This window comes from Streptomyces sp. S6 (genome assembly GCF_054880855.1).
Genome location: NZ_JBTYMC010000036.1, coordinates 1 through 21,767, shown reverse-complemented (window position 1 = coordinate 21,767; position 21,767 = coordinate 1). Strand labels below are relative to the sequence as shown.

At 70.2% G+C, this 21,767-nt stretch carries 17 protein-coding genes and 1 pseudogene; 10 read left to right on the top strand and 8 right to left on the bottom strand.

The window, feature by feature from the left end; all coding sequences use genetic code 11:
* Nucleotides 1-18: 18 nt before the first annotated feature.
* The 4 genes from ACVNF4_RS07865 to rfbA all read right to left on the bottom strand — a co-directional run bounded on the left by ACVNF4_RS07865 (nucleotide 19) and on the right by rfbA (nucleotide 3,322).
* Entirely contained in the window at nucleotides 19-444 is a 426-nt protein-coding gene (locus tag ACVNF4_RS07865) for a hypothetical protein (RefSeq protein ID WP_461801964.1), read from the bottom strand.
* 196 nt (nucleotides 445-640) lie between these two features.
* Nucleotides 641-1,765 (bottom strand): glutamate 5-kinase, encoded by a 1,125-nt coding sequence (proB, locus tag ACVNF4_RS07860; RefSeq protein ID WP_461801963.1) that lies wholly within the window; start codon nucleotides 1,763-1,765, stop codon nucleotides 641-643.
* Between the two features lie 73 nt (nucleotides 1,766-1,838).
* Nucleotides 1,839-2,441 carry a dTDP-4-dehydrorhamnose 3,5-epimerase gene (gene rfbC, locus ACVNF4_RS07855; protein ID WP_461801962.1) on the bottom strand — a complete coding sequence of 201 codons (603 nt, stop codon included), beginning with the start codon at nucleotides 2,439-2,441 and terminating at the stop codon, nucleotides 1,839-1,841.
* An 11-nt stretch (nucleotides 2,442-2,452) separates the two neighbouring features.
* Entirely contained in the window at nucleotides 2,453-3,322 is an 870-nt protein-coding gene (rfbA, locus tag ACVNF4_RS07850; protein WP_461801961.1) for a glucose-1-phosphate thymidylyltransferase RfbA, read from the bottom strand.
* 135 nt (nucleotides 3,323-3,457) lie between these two features.
* Between rfbA and rfbB the strand changes: the two genes are divergently transcribed.
* The 9 genes from rfbB to ACVNF4_RS07805 all read left to right on the top strand — a co-directional run bounded on the left by rfbB (nucleotide 3,458) and on the right by ACVNF4_RS07805 (nucleotide 16,203).
* A complete protein-coding gene (gene rfbB / locus ACVNF4_RS07845; protein WP_461801960.1) occupies nucleotides 3,458-4,447 on the top strand; it encodes a dTDP-glucose 4,6-dehydratase in 990 nt (329 codons plus the stop codon).
* Nucleotides 4,444-5,283, top strand: coding sequence for a dTDP-4-dehydrorhamnose reductase (rfbD, locus tag ACVNF4_RS07840; protein ID WP_461801959.1), 840 nt, complete (start codon nucleotides 4,444-4,446; stop codon nucleotides 5,281-5,283). Before rfbB ends, rfbD begins: the two co-directional genes overlap by 4 nt.
* The gene (locus ACVNF4_RS07835; protein ID WP_461801958.1) at nucleotides 5,280-6,545 is read left to right on the top strand and encodes a lipopolysaccharide biosynthesis protein; all 1,266 of its coding nucleotides are present in this window, start codon (nucleotides 5,280-5,282) and stop codon (nucleotides 6,543-6,545) included. The genes rfbD and ACVNF4_RS07835 overlap by 4 nt, the downstream gene beginning before the upstream one ends.
* A gap of 133 nt (nucleotides 6,546-6,678) precedes the next feature.
* Nucleotides 6,679-7,065: a DUF2304 domain-containing protein gene (locus ACVNF4_RS07830; RefSeq protein WP_461801957.1), complete on the top strand. Its 387-nt coding sequence runs from the start codon at nucleotides 6,679-6,681 to the stop codon at nucleotides 7,063-7,065.
* Nucleotides 7,062-7,835, top strand: coding sequence for a glycosyltransferase family 2 protein (locus tag ACVNF4_RS07825; RefSeq protein ID WP_461801956.1), 774 nt, complete (start codon nucleotides 7,062-7,064; stop codon nucleotides 7,833-7,835). Before ACVNF4_RS07830 ends, ACVNF4_RS07825 begins: the two co-directional genes overlap by 4 nt.
* A complete protein-coding gene (locus ACVNF4_RS07820) occupies nucleotides 7,832-8,728 on the top strand; it encodes a glycosyltransferase family 2 protein (protein ID WP_461801955.1) in 897 nt (298 codons plus the stop codon). Before ACVNF4_RS07825 ends, ACVNF4_RS07820 begins: the two co-directional genes overlap by 4 nt.
* A gap of 116 nt (nucleotides 8,729-8,844) precedes the next feature.
* Nucleotides 8,845-11,019, top strand: a complete 2,175-nt coding sequence (locus tag ACVNF4_RS07815; RefSeq protein WP_461801954.1) for a bifunctional glycosyltransferase/CDP-glycerol:glycerophosphate glycerophosphotransferase — start codon at nucleotides 8,845-8,847, stop codon at nucleotides 11,017-11,019.
* Nucleotides 11,020-11,083: 64 nt separating this feature from the next.
* The gene (locus ACVNF4_RS07810) at nucleotides 11,084-14,626 is read left to right on the top strand and encodes a bifunctional glycosyltransferase/CDP-glycerol:glycerophosphate glycerophosphotransferase (RefSeq protein ID WP_461801953.1); all 3,543 of its coding nucleotides are present in this window, start codon (nucleotides 11,084-11,086) and stop codon (nucleotides 14,624-14,626) included.
* Nucleotides 14,627-14,658: 32 nt separating this feature from the next.
* Nucleotides 14,659-16,203, top strand: a complete 1,545-nt coding sequence (locus ACVNF4_RS07805; RefSeq protein ID WP_461801952.1) for a hypothetical protein — start codon at nucleotides 14,659-14,661, stop codon at nucleotides 16,201-16,203.
* A 99-nt stretch (nucleotides 16,204-16,302) separates the two neighbouring features.
* Here ACVNF4_RS07805 and obgE read toward each other — a convergent pair whose 3' ends face one another.
* The 4 genes from obgE to ACVNF4_RS07785 form a co-directional block, all read right to left on the bottom strand.
* A complete protein-coding gene (gene obgE / locus ACVNF4_RS07800) occupies nucleotides 16,303-17,739 on the bottom strand; it encodes a GTPase ObgE (RefSeq protein WP_461801951.1) in 1,437 nt (478 codons plus the stop codon).
* A gap of 112 nt (nucleotides 17,740-17,851) precedes the next feature.
* Nucleotides 17,852-18,109: a 50S ribosomal protein L27 gene (rpmA, locus tag ACVNF4_RS07795; protein ID WP_461801950.1), complete on the bottom strand. Its 258-nt coding sequence runs from the start codon at nucleotides 18,107-18,109 to the stop codon at nucleotides 17,852-17,854.
* A 14-nt stretch (nucleotides 18,110-18,123) separates the two neighbouring features.
* On the bottom strand, nucleotides 18,124-18,444 hold the full coding sequence (rplU, locus tag ACVNF4_RS07790) for a 50S ribosomal protein L21 (protein ID WP_055721489.1): 321 nt from the start codon (nucleotides 18,442-18,444) through the stop codon (nucleotides 18,124-18,126).
* A 542-nt stretch (nucleotides 18,445-18,986) separates the two neighbouring features.
* The gene (locus ACVNF4_RS07785; protein ID WP_461801949.1) at nucleotides 18,987-21,362 is read right to left on the bottom strand and encodes an Rne/Rng family ribonuclease; all 2,376 of its coding nucleotides are present in this window, start codon (nucleotides 21,360-21,362) and stop codon (nucleotides 18,987-18,989) included.
* A gap of 293 nt (nucleotides 21,363-21,655) precedes the next feature.
* Between ACVNF4_RS07785 and ACVNF4_RS07780 the strand changes: the two are divergent.
* Nucleotides 21,656-21,767: pseudogene (locus ACVNF4_RS07780) on the top strand (hypothetical protein); the annotation flags it as partial.

Sequence of the window (21,767 nt, the reverse complement as noted above, 5' to 3'; positions counted from 1 at the left end):
CACACCGCGAGACGGCCGTCAGAAGGGGTGGACGCCGACCGGTGTCGCCGGGGAGGGGCCGTAGCCCTCGGCCACTCGTTGGTGGTAGGTCTCGCGGCCGATGACCTCCAGGCCGACGATCTCCCAGGAGGGCAGGCCGGCGCTCTGGCGGTGTTCGCCCCACAGGCGCAGGGCGACGGCGGCGGCGTCGTGGAGGTCGCGGGCCTCCTCCCAGTAGCGGATCTCGGCGTGGTCGCCGGCGTAGCGGCTGGTCAGGAGGAAGGGGTGGTCGTGGGCGAGCTGTTCCAGACCTCGTCTGAGGTCCGTCACGGGGACCGGGGCGCCGGAGACGCTGAGGGTGACGTGCCACAGGCGGGGCAGCTCCTTCGGCTCCGGGAAGCTGTCGCCCGCCGCGACGCTGGTCAGTCCCCCACGGGCCGTCGGCCCGGGGCGCACTCGGCTCACGGCGGCCTCCTCGACAGGGTTGTACCTGGAACCCAGTTGAGCAGGCCGCAGCCTGCCGCGGGCCACTTTCACGGAACGTCCCCGAGCGGTACGGGAGCCGTTCGAATGCCCGCCGGGCACCTCGTACGACAAGGTGACAGTCGTACGTGACTCTCGTGCCCCCGTTCCCGTCCCGCACGCCTCTCAGGGCCCGAACTCAGCGCTGGGCCAGCACCACCAGGTCGTCCCGGTGCACGACCTCCCGCTCGTACGCCGCCCCCAGCTCTTTCGCCAGTTCCCGCGTCGACCTGCCGAGCAGTTGCGGGATCTCCTTCGCGTCGAAGTTCACCAGGCCCCGCGCCACGGCCCGCCCCTGCGCGTCCCGCAGCTCGACGGGGTCCCCGGCGCTGAAGTCACCCTCCACCGCCGCGATCCCGGCCGGCAGCAGGGAGGTGCGGCGCTCCACGACCGCCTGCACCGCGCCGTCGTCCAGGGTCAGCGAGCCCTGGGGGGTGGAGGCGTGCTGGAGCCAGAGCAAACGGTCCGCTGAGCGTTTCCCGGCCGGGTGGAAGTAGGTGCCCGTGTCGCCGCCGGTGAGCGCCTCCGCCGCGAAGACCGCGCTGGTCAGGACGACGGGGATGCCGGCCGCCGCCGCGATCCTGGCGGCCTCGACCTTGGTGACCATGCCGCCGGTGCCGACACCCGCCTTGCCGGTGCTGCCGATCTCGACGTGCGCGAGATCCTGCGGGCCGTGCACCTCCGAGATCCTCGACGTGCCCGGCTTGCTCGGGTCGCCGTCGTACACGCCGTCCACGTCCGAGAGGAGGACGAGGAGGTCGGCGTGGACGAGGTGGGCCACCAGCGCGGCGAGCCTGTCGTTGTCGCCGAAGCGGATCTCGTCCGTGGCGACCGTGTCGTTCTCGTTGACGACCGGGAACGCGCCCATCGCCAGGAGCTTGTCCAGCGTGCGGGACGCGTTGCGGTGGTGGGCCCGGCGGCTCATGTCGTCGCTGGTCAGCAGGACCTGGCCGACGCGGACGCCGTAGCGGGCGAAGCTCGCGGTGTAGCGGGCGACGAGGAGGCCCTGGCCGACACTCGCCGCCGCCTGCTGGCGGGCCAGATCCTTGGGGCGGCGGCGCAGGCCCAGCGGGGCGAGGCCGGCCGCGATGGCCCCCGAGGAGACGAGGACGATCTCCTTCTCGCCGCCGCTGCGGGTCTTGGCCAGGACGTCGACCAAGGCGTCGACTCTGTCGGCGTCCAGGCCTCCGGCGGCGGTGGTGAGGGAGGAAGAACCCACCTTCACCACGATCCGGCGAGCGTCTGCGACCCGTTGCCTTGTCACGTGCGTCGTCCTTCTGCTGTACGGCACCGGGTTCGCAATGTACGGGAGGGGTGGGGGGTGGTGCGCCCCGGTTTCAGAGTGCGGTCAAGGACTTCCGGTACGCCACGCAGTCCTCGTACCTCGGCAGAATCCCCAGCTCCAGCGCCTCCGCCAGCGTCGGGGCCTCCGCGTCCTTCGCCGACAGTTCCGGCTCGCCCGTCACCGGCCACTGCACGCCGATCTCCGCGTCCAGGGGGTGCAGCCCGCGTTCCCGCTGCGGCGCGTACCCCTCGGAGCACAGGTACGTCACCGTGGCCCCCTCGGTGAGGGCGCAGAAGCCGTGGCCGAGGCCCTCGGAGAGGTAGACGGCGTTGCGGGACTCGTCGTCGAGGCGGACGCCCTCCCACTGGCCGAAAGTCGGGGAGCCGACGCGGATGTCCACGATGACGTCCAGGACCGCGCCCTTGACGCAGGTGACGTACTTGGCCTGGCTCGGCGGGACGTCGGCGAAGTGGATGCCGCGCACGACTCCGGCTGCCGAGACGGAGAGGTTGGCCTGCCTCAGGTCGAGCGCGTGGCCGACCGTCTCTTCCAGGCGTTCGGCCTTGTACAGCTCCATGAACATGCCGCGGGAGTCGCCGAACTGACGGGGCACGAACTCCCAGGCGCCTTCGATGGACAGGGGGTTGACCTTCATGCCAGGTCCTCTCAGGCGCCGTACTTCAGCAGGTCGAGCAGGTAGTCGCCGTAACCGCTCTTGGTCAGCGGCTCGGCGAGGGCGCGGAGCTGGTCGTCGTCGATGAACCCGGCCCGCCAGGCGGCCTCCTCCAGGCAGCCGATCTTCATGCCCTGGCGTTCCTCGACGACCCGGACGAACTCGGAGGCCTGGACGAGGGACTGGAAGGTGCCGGTGTCGAGCCAGACGGTGCCCCGGTCGAGGACGGAGACCTGGAGTTCGCCGCGTTCGAGGTAGTACCGGTTGACGTCGGTGATCTCCAGCTCGCCGCGCGCGCTCGGCTTGAGGCCCTTGGCGACCTCGACGACACGGCTGTCGTAGAAGTAGAGCCCGGGGACGGCGTAGCGGGACTTCGGCTCGGCCGGCTTCTCCTCGATGGAGCGGGCGATGCCGTTCTCGTCGAAGTCGACGACGCCGTACGCGGTCGGGTCGGAGACGGCGTGCGCGAAGACGACGCCGCCCTCGGGGTCGGCGTAGTCGGAGAGCTGCCGGTCGAGGCCGACGCCGTGGAAGATGTTGTCGCCGAGGATGAGGGCGACGGGCTCGTCCCCGATGAAGTCCTCGGCGATGAGGAACGCCTCGGCGATGCCGTTGGGCTGGTCCTGGGTCGCGAACTGGATGTTGAGGCCCCAGTCGGAGCCGTCGCCGAGGAGCCGCTCGAACTGGGGGCGTTCGTCCGGGCCGGTGATGACCATGATGTCCCGCAGGCCGGCCAGCACGAGGGTGGTCAGCGGGTAGTAGATCATCGGCTTGTCGAAGACCGGCATGAGCTGTTTCGACACCGCACGGGTGATCGGCCACAGTCGGGAACCGGTACCACCGGCAAGCAGAATTCCACGCATGGAGTAGCACCCTACGGCAGCCCGGGACCCCCGATTGTCCCCGCGCCGTCCTCGTCGGGCACAGTTCGCACAACAAACACCGCGACAACAGGCGCGGAACAGTACCCACCCCGACGGCCTAGAATGCGGGTTCTTATGAGGATTCTTGTCACCGGCGGCGCCGGATTCATCGGGTCACAGTTCGTACGGGCCCTCCTTCTGAACGAGTTGCCCTCAGGTGAGGGCGCGCAGGTCACGGTGCTCGACAACCTGACCTACTCCGGCAACCAGGAGAACCTGGCCCCGGTGGCGGACAAGGCGGGCTACACGTTCGTCCAGGGCGACATCCGCGACTTCGCCACGGTGGACGACGTGATGCGCGGCCAGGACGCGGTCGTCCACTTCGCGGCCGAGTCGCACGTGGACCGCTCGATCGCGGACTCCTCCCCCTTCGTCACGACGAACGTGCTGGGCACGCAGGTCCTGCTGGACGCCGCCAAGCGGCACGGCGTGGGCCGGTTCGTGCACGTCTCCACGGACGAGGTGTACGGCTCGATCAGCGAGGGTTCCTGGACGGAGGACTGGCCGCTGGCCCCGAACTCCCCGTACTCGGCGTCGAAGGCGGGCTCCGACCTGCTGGCCCTGTCGTACCACCGCACGCACGGCATGGACGTCGTCGTCACCCGGTGCTCGAACAACTACGGGCAGTACCACTTCCCGGAGAAGATGATCCCGCTGTTCACGACGAACCTGCTGGACGGCAAGAAGGTCCCGCTGTACGGCGAGGGTCTGAACATCCGTGACTGGCTGCACGTCTCCGATCACTGCCGGGGCATCGAGCTGGTGCTGCGCGGTGGGCGGGCCGGTGAGGTCTACCACATCGGCGGCGGCACCGAGGTGACCAACAAGGAGCTGACGGGTCTGCTGCTGGACGCGTGCGGGGCGGGCTGGGACAGCGTGGAGCACGTCACGGACCGGCTCGGGCACGACCTGCGCTACTCCCTGTCGATCGAGAAGATCCGCAGCGAGCTGGGCTACGAGCCGCAGGTGACCTTCGAGCAGGGGCTCGCCGACACGGTCCAGTGGTACCGCGACAACCGCGCCTGGTGGGAGCCGCTCAAGGCGAAGGCGGCGCTCCCGGCATGACGCGCTGGCTGATCACCGGTGCGGGCGGGATGCTCGGCCGGGACCTCGTCGAGACGATAAGCGGTGACGTCACCGCGCTGACCAGGGCCGACCTGGACATCACCGACCCGGCCGCCGTCCGGGAGGCCGTCGCGGGCCACGACGTCGTCGTGAACGCCGCCGCGTGGACCGACGTCGACGGCGCCGAGGCGGACGAGGCCGCGGCGACCCGCGTGAACGGGGAGGCCGTCCGCGTGCTGGCCGAGGCGTGCGCGCCCGCCGGTGCCCGGCTGATCCAGGTCTCCACGGACTACGTCTTCGCGGGCGACGCGACCGAGCCCTACCGGCACGACTCCCCCACGGCTCCCCTGAACGCCTACGGGCGCGGGAAGCTGGTCGGTGAGGATGCGGTGAGGATTCTGCTGCCGGACACGGGTTATGTCGTGCGCACGGCGTGGCTGTACGGGGCGCACGGCCGGAACTTCGTGTCGACGATGCTGAAGCTGGCGGAGACGCGGGAGACCGTCGAGGTGGTCGACGACCAGCGCGGTCAGCCGACGTGGACGGTCGCCCTGGCCGAGCAGATCGCGGCCCTGGGCTCCGGCAACGCTCCCGCAGGCGTCTACCACGGCACCGCCTCCGGCACCGCGACCTGGTTCGACCTGGCCCGCGCGGCCTACGAGCTGTCCGGTCTGGACCCGGAGCGGGTGCGGCCGACGACGTCCGAGAAGTTCGTCCGCCCGGCCCGCCGCCCCTCGTACAGCGTCCTGGCGCACGACCGCTGGGCCGCCGCCGGGATCGCCGAACAGCCTTACTGGAAGGACCAGTTGGCCCAGGCGCTGAAGGTGCTCGCGTGAGTCTTCTGGACCGCATCACCACCGCCCTGCCGACCGGCACCGCGTTCGTCGGTGCCGGGACGGCGCTGCTCGGCGTCGCGAGCTACGTCCACCTCGCGGCGGCCGGGCACACGCTCGACGTCGACGACATGGCGAGCTTCTCCGTGCTGTGGACGGTCGTGTCGTCCATCGGGCTCGGCCTGTTCTTCCCGGTCGAGCAGGAGATCACCCGCCTCGTCGCGTCCCGCACGGTGCACGGCGACGGGGTGGCGCCGGTGCTGCGCCGGGGCGCGGTGCTGTCCCTCGGGCTCCTGGCGGCGGTGCTGATCCCCCTCGCGGTCTTCGCGGGGAAGGTCGCGGACGTCTTCTTCCACGGCGACGAGAGCCTCGTCCTCGCCCTGGGCGGCGCCTTCGCGGCCCTCGCGGTCGCCTATGTGACGCGTGGCGTCCTCGCCGGTCTCGGCAGGTTCCAGGCGTACGGCACCCAGCTCGGGCTGGACGGCCTGCTGAGGATCGTCCTGCCGGGTGTCCTCGCGGTGGCCGGCGTGAAGTCGGTGTTCGCGTTCGCGGCCGTCCTCACGGTCTCCCCGCTGATCGCCGTCCTCCTCACGATCCGTCCGGTGCTGCGCGGCAGCCACCACGGCTCCCCGGCGCACTGGCGGGATCTCATCGAGCACCTCGGTCTGCTGGTGGGTTCGACGCTGCTGGCGCAGGTGCTGGTGAACATCGCGGTGATCAGCACGAAGCTGATCTCCACGAACGACGACGCGCTGGTCGCGGCGCTGCTGTCGGCGCTGGTCCTGGCCCGCGTCCCGCTGTTCGTGTTCGGGGCGTTCCAGGTGTCCCTGCTGGCCGGGCTCTCCTCGGCGGCGGCGGAGGGCGACTGGACCGGGTACCGGCGGCTGCTGGTGCGGGCGGCGACGATCACCGGCAGCCTGGGGGTGGCGGGCGGGATCGGCGCGACCGCGCTCGGCCCGCTGCTGCTGCCCGCGCTGTTCGGGGCGCCGGACGTGCTGACGGCCGTCGACTTCGCGTGGCTGTCCCTCGGGACGACGCTGTACATGCTGGCGATGGTTCTCGGCCAGGCCCTGCTGACCAGTGGCGGGGCGCGCAAGCAGCTCATGGCGTGGGTGTTCGGCACGGCCGTGCTGCTGGCGGTCACGTTCAGCTCGCTGGAGCTGCGCACGAGGGTCGAGGTGGCCTACAGCGCGGGGTCTTTCGCCGTCGTCGCCTTCATGACTCTCGTTGTTCGTGCTCGTGTAGGCTACCGTTCGCCGCACTGACGAGAGTGACCATCTTCCCCTCACTCTGGGTAGTCGATGTGACGGGCAGTGGATCACAGTCCGACGGCCCCCTTTCTGTGGCCGTCCACCCTTTCCGGAAGAGAAGACAGGCCCTGTAGCCATGCAACTGTGGATGCTGACCTCGGTCACCGGCGTCTTCCTGGTGCTCTGCATCGTGGAACTGCTGCGCCGCCGCAAGCTCAAGGAGAAGTACGCGTTCCTGTGGGTGTTCACCGGCATGGTGATCATCCCGCTGGGTTTCTTCCCCTCCGGTCTGGACTGGGTGGCGCGCAACGTCGGGGTCCGCTCGGGTGTGAGCCTGATCCTCTTCCTCAGCGTGGCCTTCCTCTTCATCGTCTGCCTCCAGCTCAGCTGGGAGGTCGGGCACCTGGAGGAGGAGGGGCGGACGCTCTCCGAGGAGGTCGCGCTGCTGCGCGTCGACATCCAGGAGCTGCGCCAACAACTGTCCGAGGGTGAGACGGCGTCCGTCACCTCGGGGGACTCGGGGAGGCTCAAGTGATCGACGGCAAGCGCGTCTTGATCATCATGCCCGCGTGGAACGAATCCGAGGGCGTCGCCGACGTCATCAAGGAGGTCTACGCGACACTGCCGGGCGTCGACATCGTGGTGGTGGACGACGGCTCGGCGGACGCGACCGCGAAGGTGGCCGCCGCCGCCGGGGCGACCGTGATGAAGCTGCCGTACAACCTCGGCGTGGGCGGCGCGATGCGCGCCGGCTACAAGTTCGCGCACGACCGCGGCTACGACATCGCGATCCAGGTCGACGCGGACGGCCAGCACGACCCCCGCAACGTGCCCGAGCTGATAGAGCGCCTGGAGGCCGGGGCCGACCTGGTGATGGGCGCCCGGTTCGCCGGCACCGGGGAGTACCAGGCGCGCGGTCCGCGCCGCTGGGCGATGCTGGTGCTGGCGTTCTGGCTGTCGCGGATGGCCCGCACCAGACTGACCGACGTGACGTCGGGTTTCCGCGCCTGCGGCCCCGATCTGATCGACGCGTTCGCGCGCTGGTACCCGGTGGAGTACCTGGGCGACACCGTCGAGTCGACGATCGCCGTGGTGCGCGCCGGTTACCGGGTCGAGCAGGTGCCGGTGGCGATGCGGGCGCGGACCACCGGGACGCCGAGCCAGTCGCCGTGGAAGGCGACGATGTACCTGGGCCGGATCGGGATGATCCTGCTGCTCGCGTTCAGCCGCCGCTCGGCGCTGGGCCCGGCACGCAAGAAGTCCGCGCAGAAGGACCGGAAGGCACTGGAGAAGCAGGCCTCGTGACCATCGACATCATGCTGCCGCACTACGGCGACACCGCCCTGATGCAGGCGGCCGTGCGCAGTGTCCTGGAGCAGACCGACCCCGGCTGGCGGCTGACCGTCGTCGACGACGGCCGTGAGCCGGGGGTGCCGGAGTGGTTCGCGTCGCTCGGCGACGAGCGGGTGCGCTACGAGCGCAACGAGGTGAACCTCGGCATCACCCGCAACTTCCAGAAGTGCGTGGACCTCGTGGAGGCCACGCATTTCACGATGCTCGGCAGCGACGACCTGATGATGCCGGAGTACGTCGCGACGCTGAAGGCGGCCATCGAGGCCGAGCCCGGCGCCGCGATCTACCAGCCGGGCGTCGAGGTGATCGACGAGCACGGCAACCCGGCGACGACCCTGGGCGACGAGGTGAAGCGGCGCCTGTACGCGCCGAAGACCAGTGACGGCGAGCGGCTGGTGCTGTCGGGCGAGCCGCTGGCGGCGAATCTGCTGGGCGGGAACTGGCTGTACTTCCCGTCGATCTGCTGGCGTGCGGACGCGGTGAAGGGGATCGGGTTCCGGGAGGACCTCTCCGTCATCCAGGACCTGGCGCTGATCATCGAGCTGATCCGGCGCGGCGAGAAGCTCGTCGTGGACCCGGCGCCCGCGTTCCGCTACCGGCGGCACTCCGCGAGCCTGTCCTCCGCGGAGGCGGCGACCGGGTCGCGGTTCGGGGAGGCCGTCCGCTTCTTCAACGAGGTCGCCGACGAACTCGACAAGGACGGCTGGCACAAGGCCGCCAAGTCGGCCCGCCGGCACCTCTCGATGCGGCTGCACGCGCTGACGATGCTGCCGGGCGCCCTGCGCCACCGCCGCTCGGACGCGGTGCGCAGACTGCTGGGGTACGCGCTCACGCGCGCCGAGTAAAGACTTTCCGCAGCTCCCGGCCCCGGTGGAACCCGCGTCCGCCGGGGCCCCTCCTCAAGTCCGAGGCCGGAAAGCCCCGGCAGCCGCCTCCTAGTCGCGAAAGCTACCGACCCCACATGACTGCCACAGGCTCCGAAGAACGCGGCCCGCGTTTCAGCATCGTCGTCCCCGCCTACGGCGTGGAGGCGTACCTGCGTGACTGCCTCGACTCCGTGCTGGAGCAGGCGTACGGGGACTTCGAGGTCATCGCGGTCAACGACGCGTCGCCGGACGGCTGCGGCGCGATCATGTCCGAATACGCGGCGGCCGACAAGCGTGTGGTGGCCGTGCAGCTCACGCAGAACGTGGGTCTGGGCCGGGCGCGCAACGTCGGCATGGAGCGGGCGCGCGGCGACTACCTGATCTTCCTGGACAGCGACGACGTCATGCTGCCGGGCTCCCTCCAGGCGATCGCGGGCCGGCTGGAGGACGCGGGGGACCCGGAGCTGCTGGTCTACGACTACGACCGGACGTACTGGGACGGCCGGGTCACTCCGAACGCGAAGCGCAAGGCGCTCACGGACGCGCCGGCGGGTGCGTTCCGGCTCGACGAGCACCCGGTGATCCTGGAGCTCCTCCAGGTCGCGTGGAACAAGGCGTACCGGCGGGACTTCATCGAGCGGTGGGGGTTCGTCTACCCGACGGGCTACTACGAGGACACGCCGTGGACGTACCCGGTGCTGGTGGCGGCCGAGACGATCGCCGTCCTGGACCGGGTGTGCGTGCACTACCGGCAGCGGCGTCAGGGCTCGATCCTGTCGTCGGCGAGCCGTAAGCACTTCGAGGTGTTCGACCAGTACGACCTGGTCTTCGGGTTCCTCGCCGCGCACCCGGAGTTCGACCGCTGGCGGGGTCCGCTGTTCGAGCGGATGGCGTTCCACCTCGGTGTCATCGAGCGGATGCCGGGCCGCCTGCCCGCGGGTGCCCGCGCCGAGTTCCGCGCCCGGCGTCTGGAGGCCGAGCGCACCCACCGCCCGGCGGACTACCGGGACCCCGCGAAGAAGCCCGGCAAGTCGGGTGTCCGCCGGGTCGCGAACCGGCTCCCGAACCGGCTGCGGCGGCCCGCGCGCTCGGCGTACCGGGCGGCGCGCAAGCTGAAGAAGCCGGTGCGCACAGCCGTCCTCATGGCGTACTACCGGGCGCAGCGGATGCTGCCGGTGAAGAAGGACACCGCGGTGTTCGCGGCGTACTGGAACGCCGACTACTCCTGCAACCCGGCCGCGATCGACCAGAAGCTTCGGGAGCTGGCGCCGGCCGTGAAGCCGACGTGGGTGCTGAAGCCGAGCCCGCGCAACCGGCCGCCGGCCGGGACGCCGACCGTGCACCCGGGTTCGTTCGGGTTCTGGCGGGCGATGGCGCGCTCCCAGTACTTCGTCAACAACGTCAACTTCCCGACCAAGGTGGTGAAGCGGCGCGGGCAGGTCTTCGTGCAGACCCACCACGGCACGCCGCTCAAGCGGATGGGTGTCGACCAGGTCGAGTACCCGCTGGGCGCCGCCCAGTTGGACATGCGGCTGCTGATGGACCGGGTGGACCGCTGGGACTACAGCGTCTCCTCCAACAGCTTCACCACCGCGATCTGGGACCGCGCCTACCCGTCCCCCGCGTACACGTCCCTCGACTACGGCTACCCGCGCAACGACGTCCTCGCGAACGCGACCCCCGAGGACCGTGCGGCGGCCCGCGCGAAGCTCGGTCTGGAGGCGGACGAGAAGGTCGTCCTGTACGCGCCGACGCACCGCGACTACCAGTCGACGCCGCAGCCGCTGCTGGACGTCGAGCACTTCGCGCACAGCATCGGCGCCGAGTTCACGGTCCTGGTGCGCGCCCACTACTTCAACCTCGACGCTTCGCACGGCGGCAGCGAGGGCGTCATCGACGTCAGCGGCCACCCCGACGTCGAGGAGCTCTACCTCGCCGCGGACTGTCTCCTCACGGACTACTCGTCCCTGATGTTCGACTACGCGATCCTCGACCGCCCGATCGTCCTGTTCGCCAACGACTGGGACGTCTACCGCGCCACCCGCGGCACCTATTTCGACATCCACAGCGTGTCCCCCGGCCCGGTCGCGGCAACCAAGGAGGACCTCGTCGACGTCTTCCGCAGCGGCCGGTGGTCCGACGACACCTCCGCGAAGTCCCGGGCCGAGTTCCGCAGGCGGTTCTGCGAGTTCGACGACGGGCGGGCGGCGGAGCGGGTCGTGCGACGCGTCTTCCTGGGACAGGAACCGGAGCCCCCCGTGCGAGGCTAAGAGCTACCGTGTCCGGCTTGAAGCTGTTTCGCGATCGGTTTCCTGAGAAAGGCGCAGTACCCCGATGCCTCCCCGTCTGTCAGTTGTCGTTCCCGTCTACAACGTGGAACTGTTCCTCGACGAATGCCTCCAGTCGCTCACGGACCAGACGTTCACCGACTGGGAGGCGGTCGTCGTCGACGACGGCTCGACGGACGGCAGCCTCGCGATCGCCGAGCGGTGGGCCGCGAAGGACGACCGGATCAGAGTGGTCCCGCAGGCGAACCAGGGCCTCGGTCCGGCCCGCAACACGGGTGTGGCGCACCTGACGGAGGGCACGGAGTACCTCGCGTTCGTCGACAGCGACGACATCGTCCTGCCGGACGCGTACGAGCGGTTCGTCGCGAGCCTCGACAAGACGGGCTCCGATTTCGCCAGCGGGAACGTCAACCTGCTGAAGGCGGGCGAGATCCTCAACTCGCCGCTGCACCAGAAGCGGCTGCGCACCGACCGCGAGCGCACCCACATCAGCCGCGACAAGGACCTCGTCTACGACCGCACGGCGTGGAACAAGGTCTTCCGCCGCTCCTTCTGGGACCAGCACGCGTTCGAATTCCCCGGGATCCTCTACGAGGACGCCCCGGTGACGCTCCCCGCGCACTTCCTCGCCAAGTCGGTGGACGTGCTGGGCGACCCGGTCTACCTGTGGCGACAGCGCACCGGCGGCGCCCCCTCCATCACGCAGCGGCGCACCGAGCCCGTGAACGTCCGGGACCGGATCCGCTCCTGCGACTCGGTGAGCCGGTTCCTCGGCTCCCAGCCCGGCGAGAAGTACGCGGCGCACAAGCGCTGGTACGACGAGATCTTCGTCACCGACGAACTCCCGCTGTTCATGGGCGTGTTGGACGAGGCGGGGGACGAGTTCCGCGACCTGTTCATGACCGGCGCCGCCGACTTCCTGAGCCGGGTCGACCCGGCGGTGTTCCCCCGGCTGCCCGTCTCGCTGCGCCTGAAGTGCCACCTCATCCAGGAGAAGCGCCTGGAGGAGCTGATGGAGCTGCTCGCCTACGAGCGGGAGACCGGCCGCGCGGTGCCCGTCGTCCGGCAGGGGCTGCGGCACTTCGCCGACTACCCGGTGCTCTCCGGGAAGGGCTCGGTGCCCCGTGAAGTCCTGCGTGTGGACGCCGACTTCGCGGCGCGGGCGCGCGCCGAGGAGATCGTCTGGGAGAGCGGCAAGCTCCGTATCAAGGGCCACGCCTACATCCGCAACCTGGCCGCCGAGCGGCCCCAGCCGACGGCGCTGCGGGTGCTGATGCTGCGCGAGACCGGCAGCCGCCGCACGGTCCTGGTCCGCCCGAACCGGGTCCAGGCCGCGCGCGCCACGCAGACTTCGGGTCAGTCGCTGCACAACTACGACTGGTCCGGGTTCTCCCTCGACCTCGACCCGCGCAAGTTCAAGGCGCGCGGCGGCTGGCGGGACGGCGTGTGGCGGCTGACCGTCGCCACCGTCCAGCAGGGCATCGTGCGCCGCACCCGCCTGAAGGCCGGCGAGAGCGGCAGCGCCGAGAGCCCCGTGCCGCACTGGGTCGAACGGGACGTCCGGGTCGTCCCGTTCGTCACCGACGACCATGTCTACCTGCGCGTCGAGCGGGTCCGCGGCAAGCTCACCGGGCACCGCGTCACCGACGGCGTCCTGGAGCTGACCGGCGCCCTCGGCCACGAGGCGCTGGCCGGCAAGCTGGGCCTGCGCCTCACGCACGGCTCGACGCAGGCGACGCTGGCGTACGACGTGGAGCGCGCCGGCACGACGTTCACCGCGCGCGTCCCGCTCGCCGATCTCGCGGTGGACGGCCGTGACGTCGGCAACTGGGACCTCACCGACAAGTGGTCCGCGGAGCTGTCCGTGGACGGCCGCTGCCACCCGGTCGCCGTCGCCCCCGAGGAGGGCGGCCTCACCGGCCAGTACCCGCTCGACGGCACCCCCGTGTGGGGTGGGCGGTCGGTCGCGGTCGCGGACGACGGGGTGGGGCGGCTCGCGCTGCGCACCCAGGCCGCGCAGCCGGCGGTGACCGAGCTGTCCGTGACGCCCGAGGGGCGGATCACGCTCTCCGGGGCGCTGCCGGTGACGCTGGACGAGCCGGTCGAGATCGTCATGCGGCACAGCCGGCACTCCGAGGAGCACTCCAGCCCGGCGACCCTCGCCGACGGGGTGTTCCGCGCGGACTTCCTGCCCGTGCCGGACAGCCTCAGCGAGGTCCCGCTGCGGCAGGGCCGCTGGTACCTGACGGCGCGGGCCGCCGAGAGCCGTACCGAGGTGCCGCTGCGCGTCGCGCCGGCCGCGCTCGGCACGCTCCCGCTGCGGTTCGACGTCCGGGGCCGGCAGTACGCGCTCACGCACCGCTTCTTCGACCGGCTCCTCATCGAGGCCGCCCCCGACCTGCTGCCGGACGAGTTCGGCTGGTTCCGCCAGCGCGAGCTGCGCACCGGGGTGTACGCCGCCGCGCGCACCGCCCCGCTGCGCGACACCGTGCTCTACGCGTCGTTCTCGGGCCGCCAGTACTCGGACTCGCCGCGCGCGGTGTACGAGGAACTCCTGCGCCGGGGCGACAAGTTGGAGCACATCTGGGTCGTCGAGGACAAGCGGGCGCAGATCCCCGAGGGCGTGAAGGTGATCCGCCGCTGGAGCCGCGACTGGTACGAGGCGCTGGGCCGGTCCCGGTACATCGTCACCAACACGCACCTCCCGCACTGGATCCGCCGCCGCGAGGGCCAGGTCATCGTGCAGACCTGGCACGGCACGCCCCTCAAGCGCATCGGGCACGACATCGACAGCGTCCAGTTCGCCGACCGCAAGTACCTGGCGAAGGTCGCCGAGGAGACCCCGAGCTGGAGCTTCCTCGTCTCCCCCAACACCTTCTCGACGCCGATCATGAAGCGGGCGTTCCAGTTCGACGGGGAGATCCTGGAGTCCGGGTACCCGCGCAACGACCTGCTGCTCGCCAAGGGCACCGAGGAGAAGGCCGCCGAGGTCCGCGAGCGGATCGGGCTGCCGACGGGCAAGAAGGTCGTGCTGTACGCGCCGACCTGGCGTGACGACCAGTTCTACCGGGCCGGGAACTACAAGTTCGACCTGCGGCTCGATGTGAAGAAGGCCCGCCAGAGGCTCGGCGACGACCATGTCCTGCTGGTGCGCAAGCACTCCAACATCGTCGACGCGGTGCCCGGCGCCGGGGACGGCTTCGTCTTCGACGTCTCCAGCTACCCGGACATCGCCGAGCTGTACCTCATCACCGACGTCCTGGTCACGGACTACTCCTCGCTCATGTTCGACTTCGCGAACACGGGCCGTCCGATGCTGTTCTTCACGTACGACCTTGAGTATTACCGCGACCAACTGCGGGGCTTCTACTTCGACTTCGAGCGGCAGGCCCCCGGGCCGCTGCTTCAGACATCCGACGGCCTCATCGACGCGCTCGGCGACATCGAGCGCATCCACGCCTCCTACGCGGACGCGTACACCGAGTTCAGGAAGATGTTCTGCGACCTCGACGACGGTCACGCCGCCGAGCGGGTCATCAGCCGGATGCTGGAGCTCGCGCACCCCGACCGACCTGCCACGGAGCGTTGAGAGTGTCCACTGCCCCGCCGATCGTCTCGTCGATGCGGACCAGCCTGAGAGAGGGCTGGGAACGCATCCCGCCGAAACGCCGCATGCCGCTGACGGTGTACGCCGTCACGCAGTTCGTCTTCCTGCTGTGGTGGGCGGCGTTCTATCCGGGCGGGATGAGCTACGACTCCATCTCGTACGTCTGGCACGTCACGACGAACCACTGGATGTCCAACCACTCCGTCGCGTACGACGGGCTGGTCTGGATCTCCATCAAGCTCACCGGTGACCTGGCGCTGCTGACGTTCGGGCAGTCCGTCGGGATGGCGGCGGCGCTCGCCTATGTCGCCGTGACGCTGCGGCACTTCGGGGTGCCGGGGAAGTTCGGCGCGGCGGCGGCGATCGCCTGTGCGGTGCTGCCGTCGATCGGTACGTTCACGATCTTCGTGTGGAAGGACGTCCCGTTCGTCATCGGCGCGCTCCTCGCGTTCGGGGCGGCGGGGCGGCTCACCGTGCGACGGATGCGGGAGCGGCAGGCGGTGCGGGACAAGGCGTTCCGTGACCAGGTGATCGTGCTGTTCGCCGGGTTCCTGATGATGGGGCTGTTCCGCAACAACGGGCTCCTCGTCGCCGTCATCGCCTGCCCGGTGCTGCTGCTGGTGCTGCCGAAGATGCGGCGCGCGATACTCGTCGCGACGGTCATCCCGGCAGTGATCGCCGCGGCCCTCCAGCTCGTCATCTATCCCGCGCTCGGCGTCAAGACGCCGACCAAGGACCAGGTGTACGCCCTCAACTACGCGGACATCGCGGTCGTGTACGGCGAGAAGCCGTGGACGTTCACCGCCGCCGACAAGAAGCTGATGGCCGAGGTCGCTCCGCTGTCGCACTGGAGCGGGCGGGCGGCGAACTGCTGGAACGCGGACTGGGCGATGCGCAAGCCCATGAACCGTGAGAAGGCCGCCGAGCTCAACGACCAGTTGCTGGAGCTGTGGGGCAAGGTCGCCAAGCGGACCCCGGACCTGATGATCGGCGCGCGGCTGTGCCGGTCGCAGATCGCGTGGGGCATCTTCCCCGGGCCCGCCTCGATGGACGGCAACACGCTGATCTCCACGCCGTCCGTGCCGAAGAACCTCTTCGGCTGGGCCAACTGGAACCCCGAGATGCGCGACAGCCCCTACCGGGCCAAGCTGCACATCCGCCCCCTCAGCGACACCCTCCACGACGCCGCCTACCTGACCTGGAAGGCCAGCAAGGCCCCCCAGCTCCAGTGGCTCCTCTTCCGCGGCGCCTTCTGGTGCTACGCCGCCTACGCCGTCTTCTACGCCTTCTCCCGCCGCCAGCGCTCCTGGTCCCCGATCGGCATGCTGGCCATCCCGCTGGCCCTCCAACTGACAGTCGTCGCCGCCAACCCGGCACCTCTCGCCCGCTACATGTTCGCCCCGATGTTCCTGGGCATCATGACGATCCCGCTGCTGGCGGCTCGGCCCAAGTGGGGGCGCGGTGCGGAGGCCGCGGTGGCCGAACCGGCTGCGAAGAGCGCCGCGGAGGCGGTCAGGCCGGAGGAGCCGAAGAAGGCTTCACCGGAGCCGGTCGCCTGAGGCTGAGCACTCCGCACGACGAGGGCCCGCCCACCGTCCCCTTGGGGAAAGTGGGCGGGCCCTCTGTATTGCCGACGTGGATCAGAACAGCGGCGTGGCTCAGAACGGCTCGAAGCCCTCGAACTCCTCCGCCGCCTCGTCCCGTTCCGCCTGCTTGTCGCGGCGGCGCTGCGTCGCGGGGCGGGGGGCGTCGAAGCGGTGGTCCTCGCCTCGGCGGCCGAGCATCTCCGCGCCGGCCATGACCGTCGGCTCCCAGTCGAAGACGACCGCGTTGTCCTCGGGCCCGATGGCGACGCCGTCGCCGGAGCGGGCGCCGGCCTTGAGGAGCTCGGTCTCGACGCCGAGGCGGTTGAGGCGGTCGGCGAGGTAGCCGACGGCCTCGTCGTTGTTGAAGTCGGTCTGGCGGATCCAGCGCTCGGGCTTCTCGCCCCGGACGCGGAAGAGGCCGTCCTCCTCGCGGACGACCGTGAAGCCGGCGTCGTCCACGGCCTTGGGACGGATGACGATGCGGGTCGCCTCCTCCTTCGGCTTGGCGGCGCGTGCGTTGCCCACCAACTCCGCGAGGGCGAAGGAGAGTTCACGCAGACCGAGGTGGGCGACGGCGGACACCTCGAAGACCTGGTAGCCGCGCGCCTCAAGGTCGGGCCGGACCATCTCCGCGAGGTCCTTGCCGTCGGGGATGTCCGTCTTGTTGAGGACGACGATCCGGGGGCGGTTGTCGAGGCCGCCGTACTGCCGGAGCTCTTCCTCGATGGTGTCGAGGTCGGACAGCGGGTCGCGCTCGGACTCCAGCGTCGCGGTGTCGAGGACGTGCACGAGGACGCTGCACCGCTCGACGTGGCGGAGGAACTCCAGGCCGAGCCCCTTGCCCTGGCTGGCGCCGGGGATCAGGCCGGGGACGTCGGCGATCGTGTAGACGGTCGAACCGGCCGTCACGACACCGAGGTTGGGGACGAGGGTGGTGAACGGATAGTCGGCGATCTTCGGCTTCGCCGCCGACAGCACCGAGATCAGCGAGGACTTCCCCGCACTCGGGTACCCGACCAGCGCGACGTCCGCGACGGTCTTCAGCTCCAGGACGATCTCACCGAGATCCCCCGGCACGCCCAGCAGCGCGAACCCGGGCGCCTTGCGGCGGGCCGACGACAGCGCCGCGTTCCCGAGACCGCCCCGGCCGCCCTGCGCGGCGACGTACGAGGTGCCGTGGCCGACGAGGTCCGCGAGGACGTTGCCGGCGCGGTCCAGGACGACGGTGCCGTCCGGGACCGGCAGGACGAGGTCCTGGCCGTCCTTGCCGGAGCGGTTGCCGCCCTCGCCCGGCTTGCCGTTCGTGGCCTTGCGGTGCGGGGAGTGGTGGTATTCGAGGAGCGTCGTCACGGACTGGTCGACCGTGAGGATCACGTCGCCGCCGCGTCCGCCGTTGCCGCCGTCGGGCCCGCCGAGGGGCTTGAACTTCTCACGGTGGACGGAGGCACAGCCGTGACCTCCGTTACCCGCGGCGACATGCAGTTCGACGCGGTCCACGAAGGTGGTCATGGGGTGCCTCCAGAATCGTACGAGTATGCCTTTGTACTAACACGCGAAAGGCGGACCCGCCTTCCCGACCGGGAAGTGAGGTCCGCCTCGCGAAAGCTTCCGATCAGCCGCTTCAGGCAGCGACCGGAACGATGTTCACGACCTTGCGGCCACGGTAGGTGCCGAACTGCACCGAACCGGGCTGGAGGGCGAACAGCGTGTCGTCGCCGCCACGACCCACACCCGAACCCGGGTGGAAGTGCGTGCCGCGCTGACGGACCAGGATCTCACCAGCGTTGACGACCTGACCGCCGAAGCGCTTCACGCCGAGCCGCTGGGCATTGGAGTCGCGACCGTTCCGGGTGGACGATGCGCCCTTCTTGTGTGCCATTGCTCAGTCCCTCTTTACTTCGCGGCCGTCGGGATGGACGTGACCTTGATCGCCGTGTACTGCTGACGGTGACCCTGGCGACGGCGGTAGCCGGTCTTGTTCTTGTAGCGCAGGATGTCGATCTTGACACCCTTGTGGTGGTCCACGACCTCGGCCTGGACCTTGATGCCGGCCAGCACCCACGGGTCGCTGGTGACGGCCTCGCCGTCGACAACGAGCAGGGTCGAGAGCTCGACCGTGTCGCCAACCTTGGCAGTGGAAATCTTGTCAACCTCAACGATGTCGCCGACAGCAACCTTGTGCTGGCGACCACCGCTGCGCACGATGGCGTACACGCGGATCTCACTCTCTCGCTCGGGAACGGCACCCCCGCAGTCCAGCCGACCGGTCACGAACACAGCCAGCCTCTCCCGGTCACGAGCCGCGCCCGGAAGGAAGAAAGGTTTACGGGGATGTGGCATGCCCATTGACACGCCGACGCCCCAGGCTACGAGAAACGCTCCGCTGCGGTCAAACCGGGCTGGGGAGGGACGGTGTGGCATGGGCGGCAGGGGCCATTTCCTGAACAGACGCCCGAGCATCACCCCCCAGGAACACAGGGCAAGCTTTCAGCGCTGGGCGCGGACAAGGTTCTTCAGGGACACGGAGCAAGCTTTCGATACCGGACCCGGGCAACGCCGTCAGGGGCGCTGGGCTGTATCTGATCTGCGGCCCCACCACGCGAGCACGACCAACCACAACGGCGCCGCACCCGAAGTCTTTTAGGGGCGCGGGGAACTGCGCGATCAGCCACATCCGACCCGCAGCCGCCCCACGACAAAGCCCGGCACCCCCTGCGAAGCAAACTCGCTCCACAGGAGATGCCGGGCCGAACGACTCAGCTCTCGTCAGCGGAAGCCGACGCGGACACCGACGGCGCAGCCGCCTGCTCAGCCGCGGCGGTCTTCTTCGCCGCAGCCTTGCTCGTCGCCTTCTTGGCCGTCGTCTTCTTGGCCGCGGTCTTCTTCGCAGCCGTGGTCGTCTTCTTGGCGGCCGTCTTCTTGGCGGTAGCGGTGGCCGCCTTCTTGGCCGTGGCCTTCTTCGCGGTCTTCCGCGCAGCGGTCTTCTTGACCGGCGCCTCAGCCTCAGCCTCGGCTTCCGCCTCGACCACAGCCGGCACCACCACGACCGCCGCCTCTTCGGAGGAACTCGGCGCCGCAACCTCCCGCACGGCCCGCCGACGCGGACGCGCAGGCGCCGCGACCGGCTCCTCGACGACCTCAGCGACCTCGGCGGCTTCAGCGACCTCGGCCACCGCGACCGGCGCGGACGCCTCGACCACCGTCACCACAGCAGCCTCGGCCCCCGCAGGCGACCCGGCCGGCGCGGACGCCTTCCGAGTGGCCCGCCGACGCGGACGCCCGACAGTCTCCTCGACCACGACAGGAGCCGCTGCCTCCTCGACCACCTCGACGACCGGCGCCACCGGATCCTCGACAGCCACCGGATCGGCGACGACCTCAGCGGCCGGAACCGCCTCACTCACCGCCTCCTCGCGCCCCCGCCGCGCAGCCCCGCCCGGCGAGGACACCCGACGGCTGGCCCGCCGACGCCCCCGCCCCCGAGAAGCGGCAGCCTCGGCCTCGGCCACACTGCTGAACAACTCCTCGTCAGGCTCGAACTCGGGCGCAGGCAGAGCAACCGGCGCGGCCACCTCGGCGGCGACCTCCGCGACACTCTCCTCGATGCTCTCCTGGGCGAACGGCACCGGCGCCGGCATGGCAACGGTCTCGACCACGTGCTCATGCTCGTGCTCGTCCCCACCCCGCCCCCGCTTCTTCCGCTTCCCGCCGCCCCCGGACGCCGACGGCTGGTCGAGGTGCACGATGACCCCCCGCCCGTTGCAGTGCACGCACGTCTCGGAGAAGGACTCAAGCAGCCCCTGCCCGACCCGCTTACGCGTCATCTGCACGAGCCCCAGCGACGTCACCTCGGCGACCTGGTGCTTCGTCCGGTCCCGGCCCAGGCACTCAAGGAGGCGCCGCAGCACGAGATCCCGGTTCGACTCCAGAACCATGTCGATGAAGTCGATGACGATGATCCCGCCGAGGTCCCGCAGCCGCAGCTGCCGGACGATCTCCTCGGCCGCCTCCAGGTTGTTGCGCGTGACGGTCTCTTCGAGGTTCCCGCCCTGCCCGGTGAACTTCCCGGTGTTGACGTCGACGACGACCATCGCCTCGGTCCGGTCGATGACCAGCGAGCCCCCGCTCGGCAGCCACACCTTCCGGTCCAGCGCCTTCGCGAGCTGCTCGTCGATCCGGTACGTCGCGAAGACGTCCACCTCGGACGTCCACCGCGACAGCCGCCCGGCGAGGTCCGGCGCGACGTGCGACACGTATCCGTGGATCGTCTGCCAGGCTTCGTCACCGCTGACGACGACCTTGGAGAAGTCCTCGTTGAAGATGTCCCGCACGACCCGGACGGTCATGTCGGGCTCGCCGTACAGCAGCGCGGGCGCGTTGCCGGTCTTGGCCTTCTTCTGGATCTCCTCCCACTGCGCCTGGAGCCGCTCGACGTCACGGCGCAGCTCGTCCTCGCTGGCCCCCTCGGCCGCCGTGCGCACGATGACGCCCGCGTCCTCGGGGACGATCTTCTTGAGGATCGTCTTCAGCCGGGCCCGCTCGGTGTCGGGCAGCTTGCGGCTGATGCCGGTCATCGAGCCCTCGGGGACGTACACGAGGTAGCGCCCCGGCAGCGAGACCTGACTGGTCAGACGCGCGCCCTTGTGCCCGATCGGGTCCTTCGTGACCTGCACGAGCACGGACTGCCCGGACTTCAGCGCGGACTCGATACGCCGGGGCCCGTTCGCCATCCCCAGCGCCTCGAAGTTGACCTCACCGGCGTACAGGACGGCGTTGCGCCCCTTGCCGATGTCGATGAACGCGGCCTCCATGGAGGGCAGCACGTTCTGGACCTTGCCGAGGTAGACGTTGCCGACGTACGACGTCGACTGCTCCTTGTTGACGTAGTGCTCGACGAGCACGTTGTCCTCAAGGACCCCGATCTGCGTCCGCTCGTGGCTCTGCCGGACGACCATGACGCGCTCGACGGCCTCACGGCGGGCCAGGAACTCGGCCTCCGTGATGATCGGCACCCGCCGACGCCCCTGCTCACGCCCTTCACGCCGGCGCTGCTTCTTCGCCTCCAGACGCGTGGAGCCCTTGATGGACTGCACCTCGTCCGACGGCTCGGCCTGCTTACGCGGCTCACGCACCTTGACGACGGTCCGCTCGGGGTCGCCGTCGCTGTGCTCGACGTCCCCACCGGAGTCCCCGGCCCGACGACGCCGACGACGCCGGCGGCGCGACCCGGCGGTGGAGCCGCTGGACTCCTCCTCGCCGTCCGCGTCGTCCTCGTTCTCCTGCTCGGCGGTGTCCTCCGCGTCCTGCTCCGCCTGCTCGGCGGCCAGCTCGTCGGACTCCTCCTCGAACGCCTCACCCCGGCGACGGCGGCGGCCACCGCGGCGGCGGGGACGGCGCGAACCGGTCTCCTCGGCCTCGTCGTCGACTCGTCGCCGACTTCATCATGTGGGCCAAGAGCCAGGGCATCGCCGTCGGCCCCGGCCGAGGCTCCGCGGCCGGCTCGATCGTCGCGTACGCCATGGGCATCACCGACCTCG

Coding starts and splice junctions, on each gene's coding strand:
- rfbB (WP_461801960.1), top strand. CDS start 3,458: ATGAGGATTCTTGTCACCGGCGGCGCCGGATTCATCGGGTCACAGTTC.
- rfbC (WP_461801962.1), bottom strand. CDS start 2,441: ATGAAGGTCAACCCCCTGTCCATCGAAGGCGCCTGGGAGTTCGTGCCC.
- ACVNF4_RS07810 (WP_461801953.1), top strand. CDS start 11,084: ATGCCTCCCCGTCTGTCAGTTGTCGTTCCCGTCTACAACGTGGAACTG.
- ACVNF4_RS07830 (WP_461801957.1), top strand. CDS start 6,679: ATGCTGACCTCGGTCACCGGCGTCTTCCTGGTGCTCTGCATCGTGGAA.
- rfbD (WP_461801959.1), top strand. CDS start 4,444: ATGACGCGCTGGCTGATCACCGGTGCGGGCGGGATGCTCGGCCGGGAC.
- ACVNF4_RS07815 (WP_461801954.1), top strand. CDS start 8,845: ATGACTGCCACAGGCTCCGAAGAACGCGGCCCGCGTTTCAGCATCGTC.
- rfbA (WP_461801961.1), bottom strand. CDS start 3,322: ATGCGTGGAATTCTGCTTGCCGGTGGTACCGGTTCCCGACTGTGGCCG.
- obgE (WP_461801951.1), bottom strand. CDS start 17,739: ATGACCACCTTCGTGGACCGCGTCGAACTGCATGTCGCCGCGGGTAAC.
- rpmA (WP_461801950.1), bottom strand. CDS start 18,109: ATGGCACACAAGAAGGGCGCATCGTCCACCCGGAACGGTCGCGACTCC.
- ACVNF4_RS07805 (WP_461801952.1), top strand. CDS start 14,659: ATGCGGACCAGCCTGAGAGAGGGCTGGGAACGCATCCCGCCGAAACGC.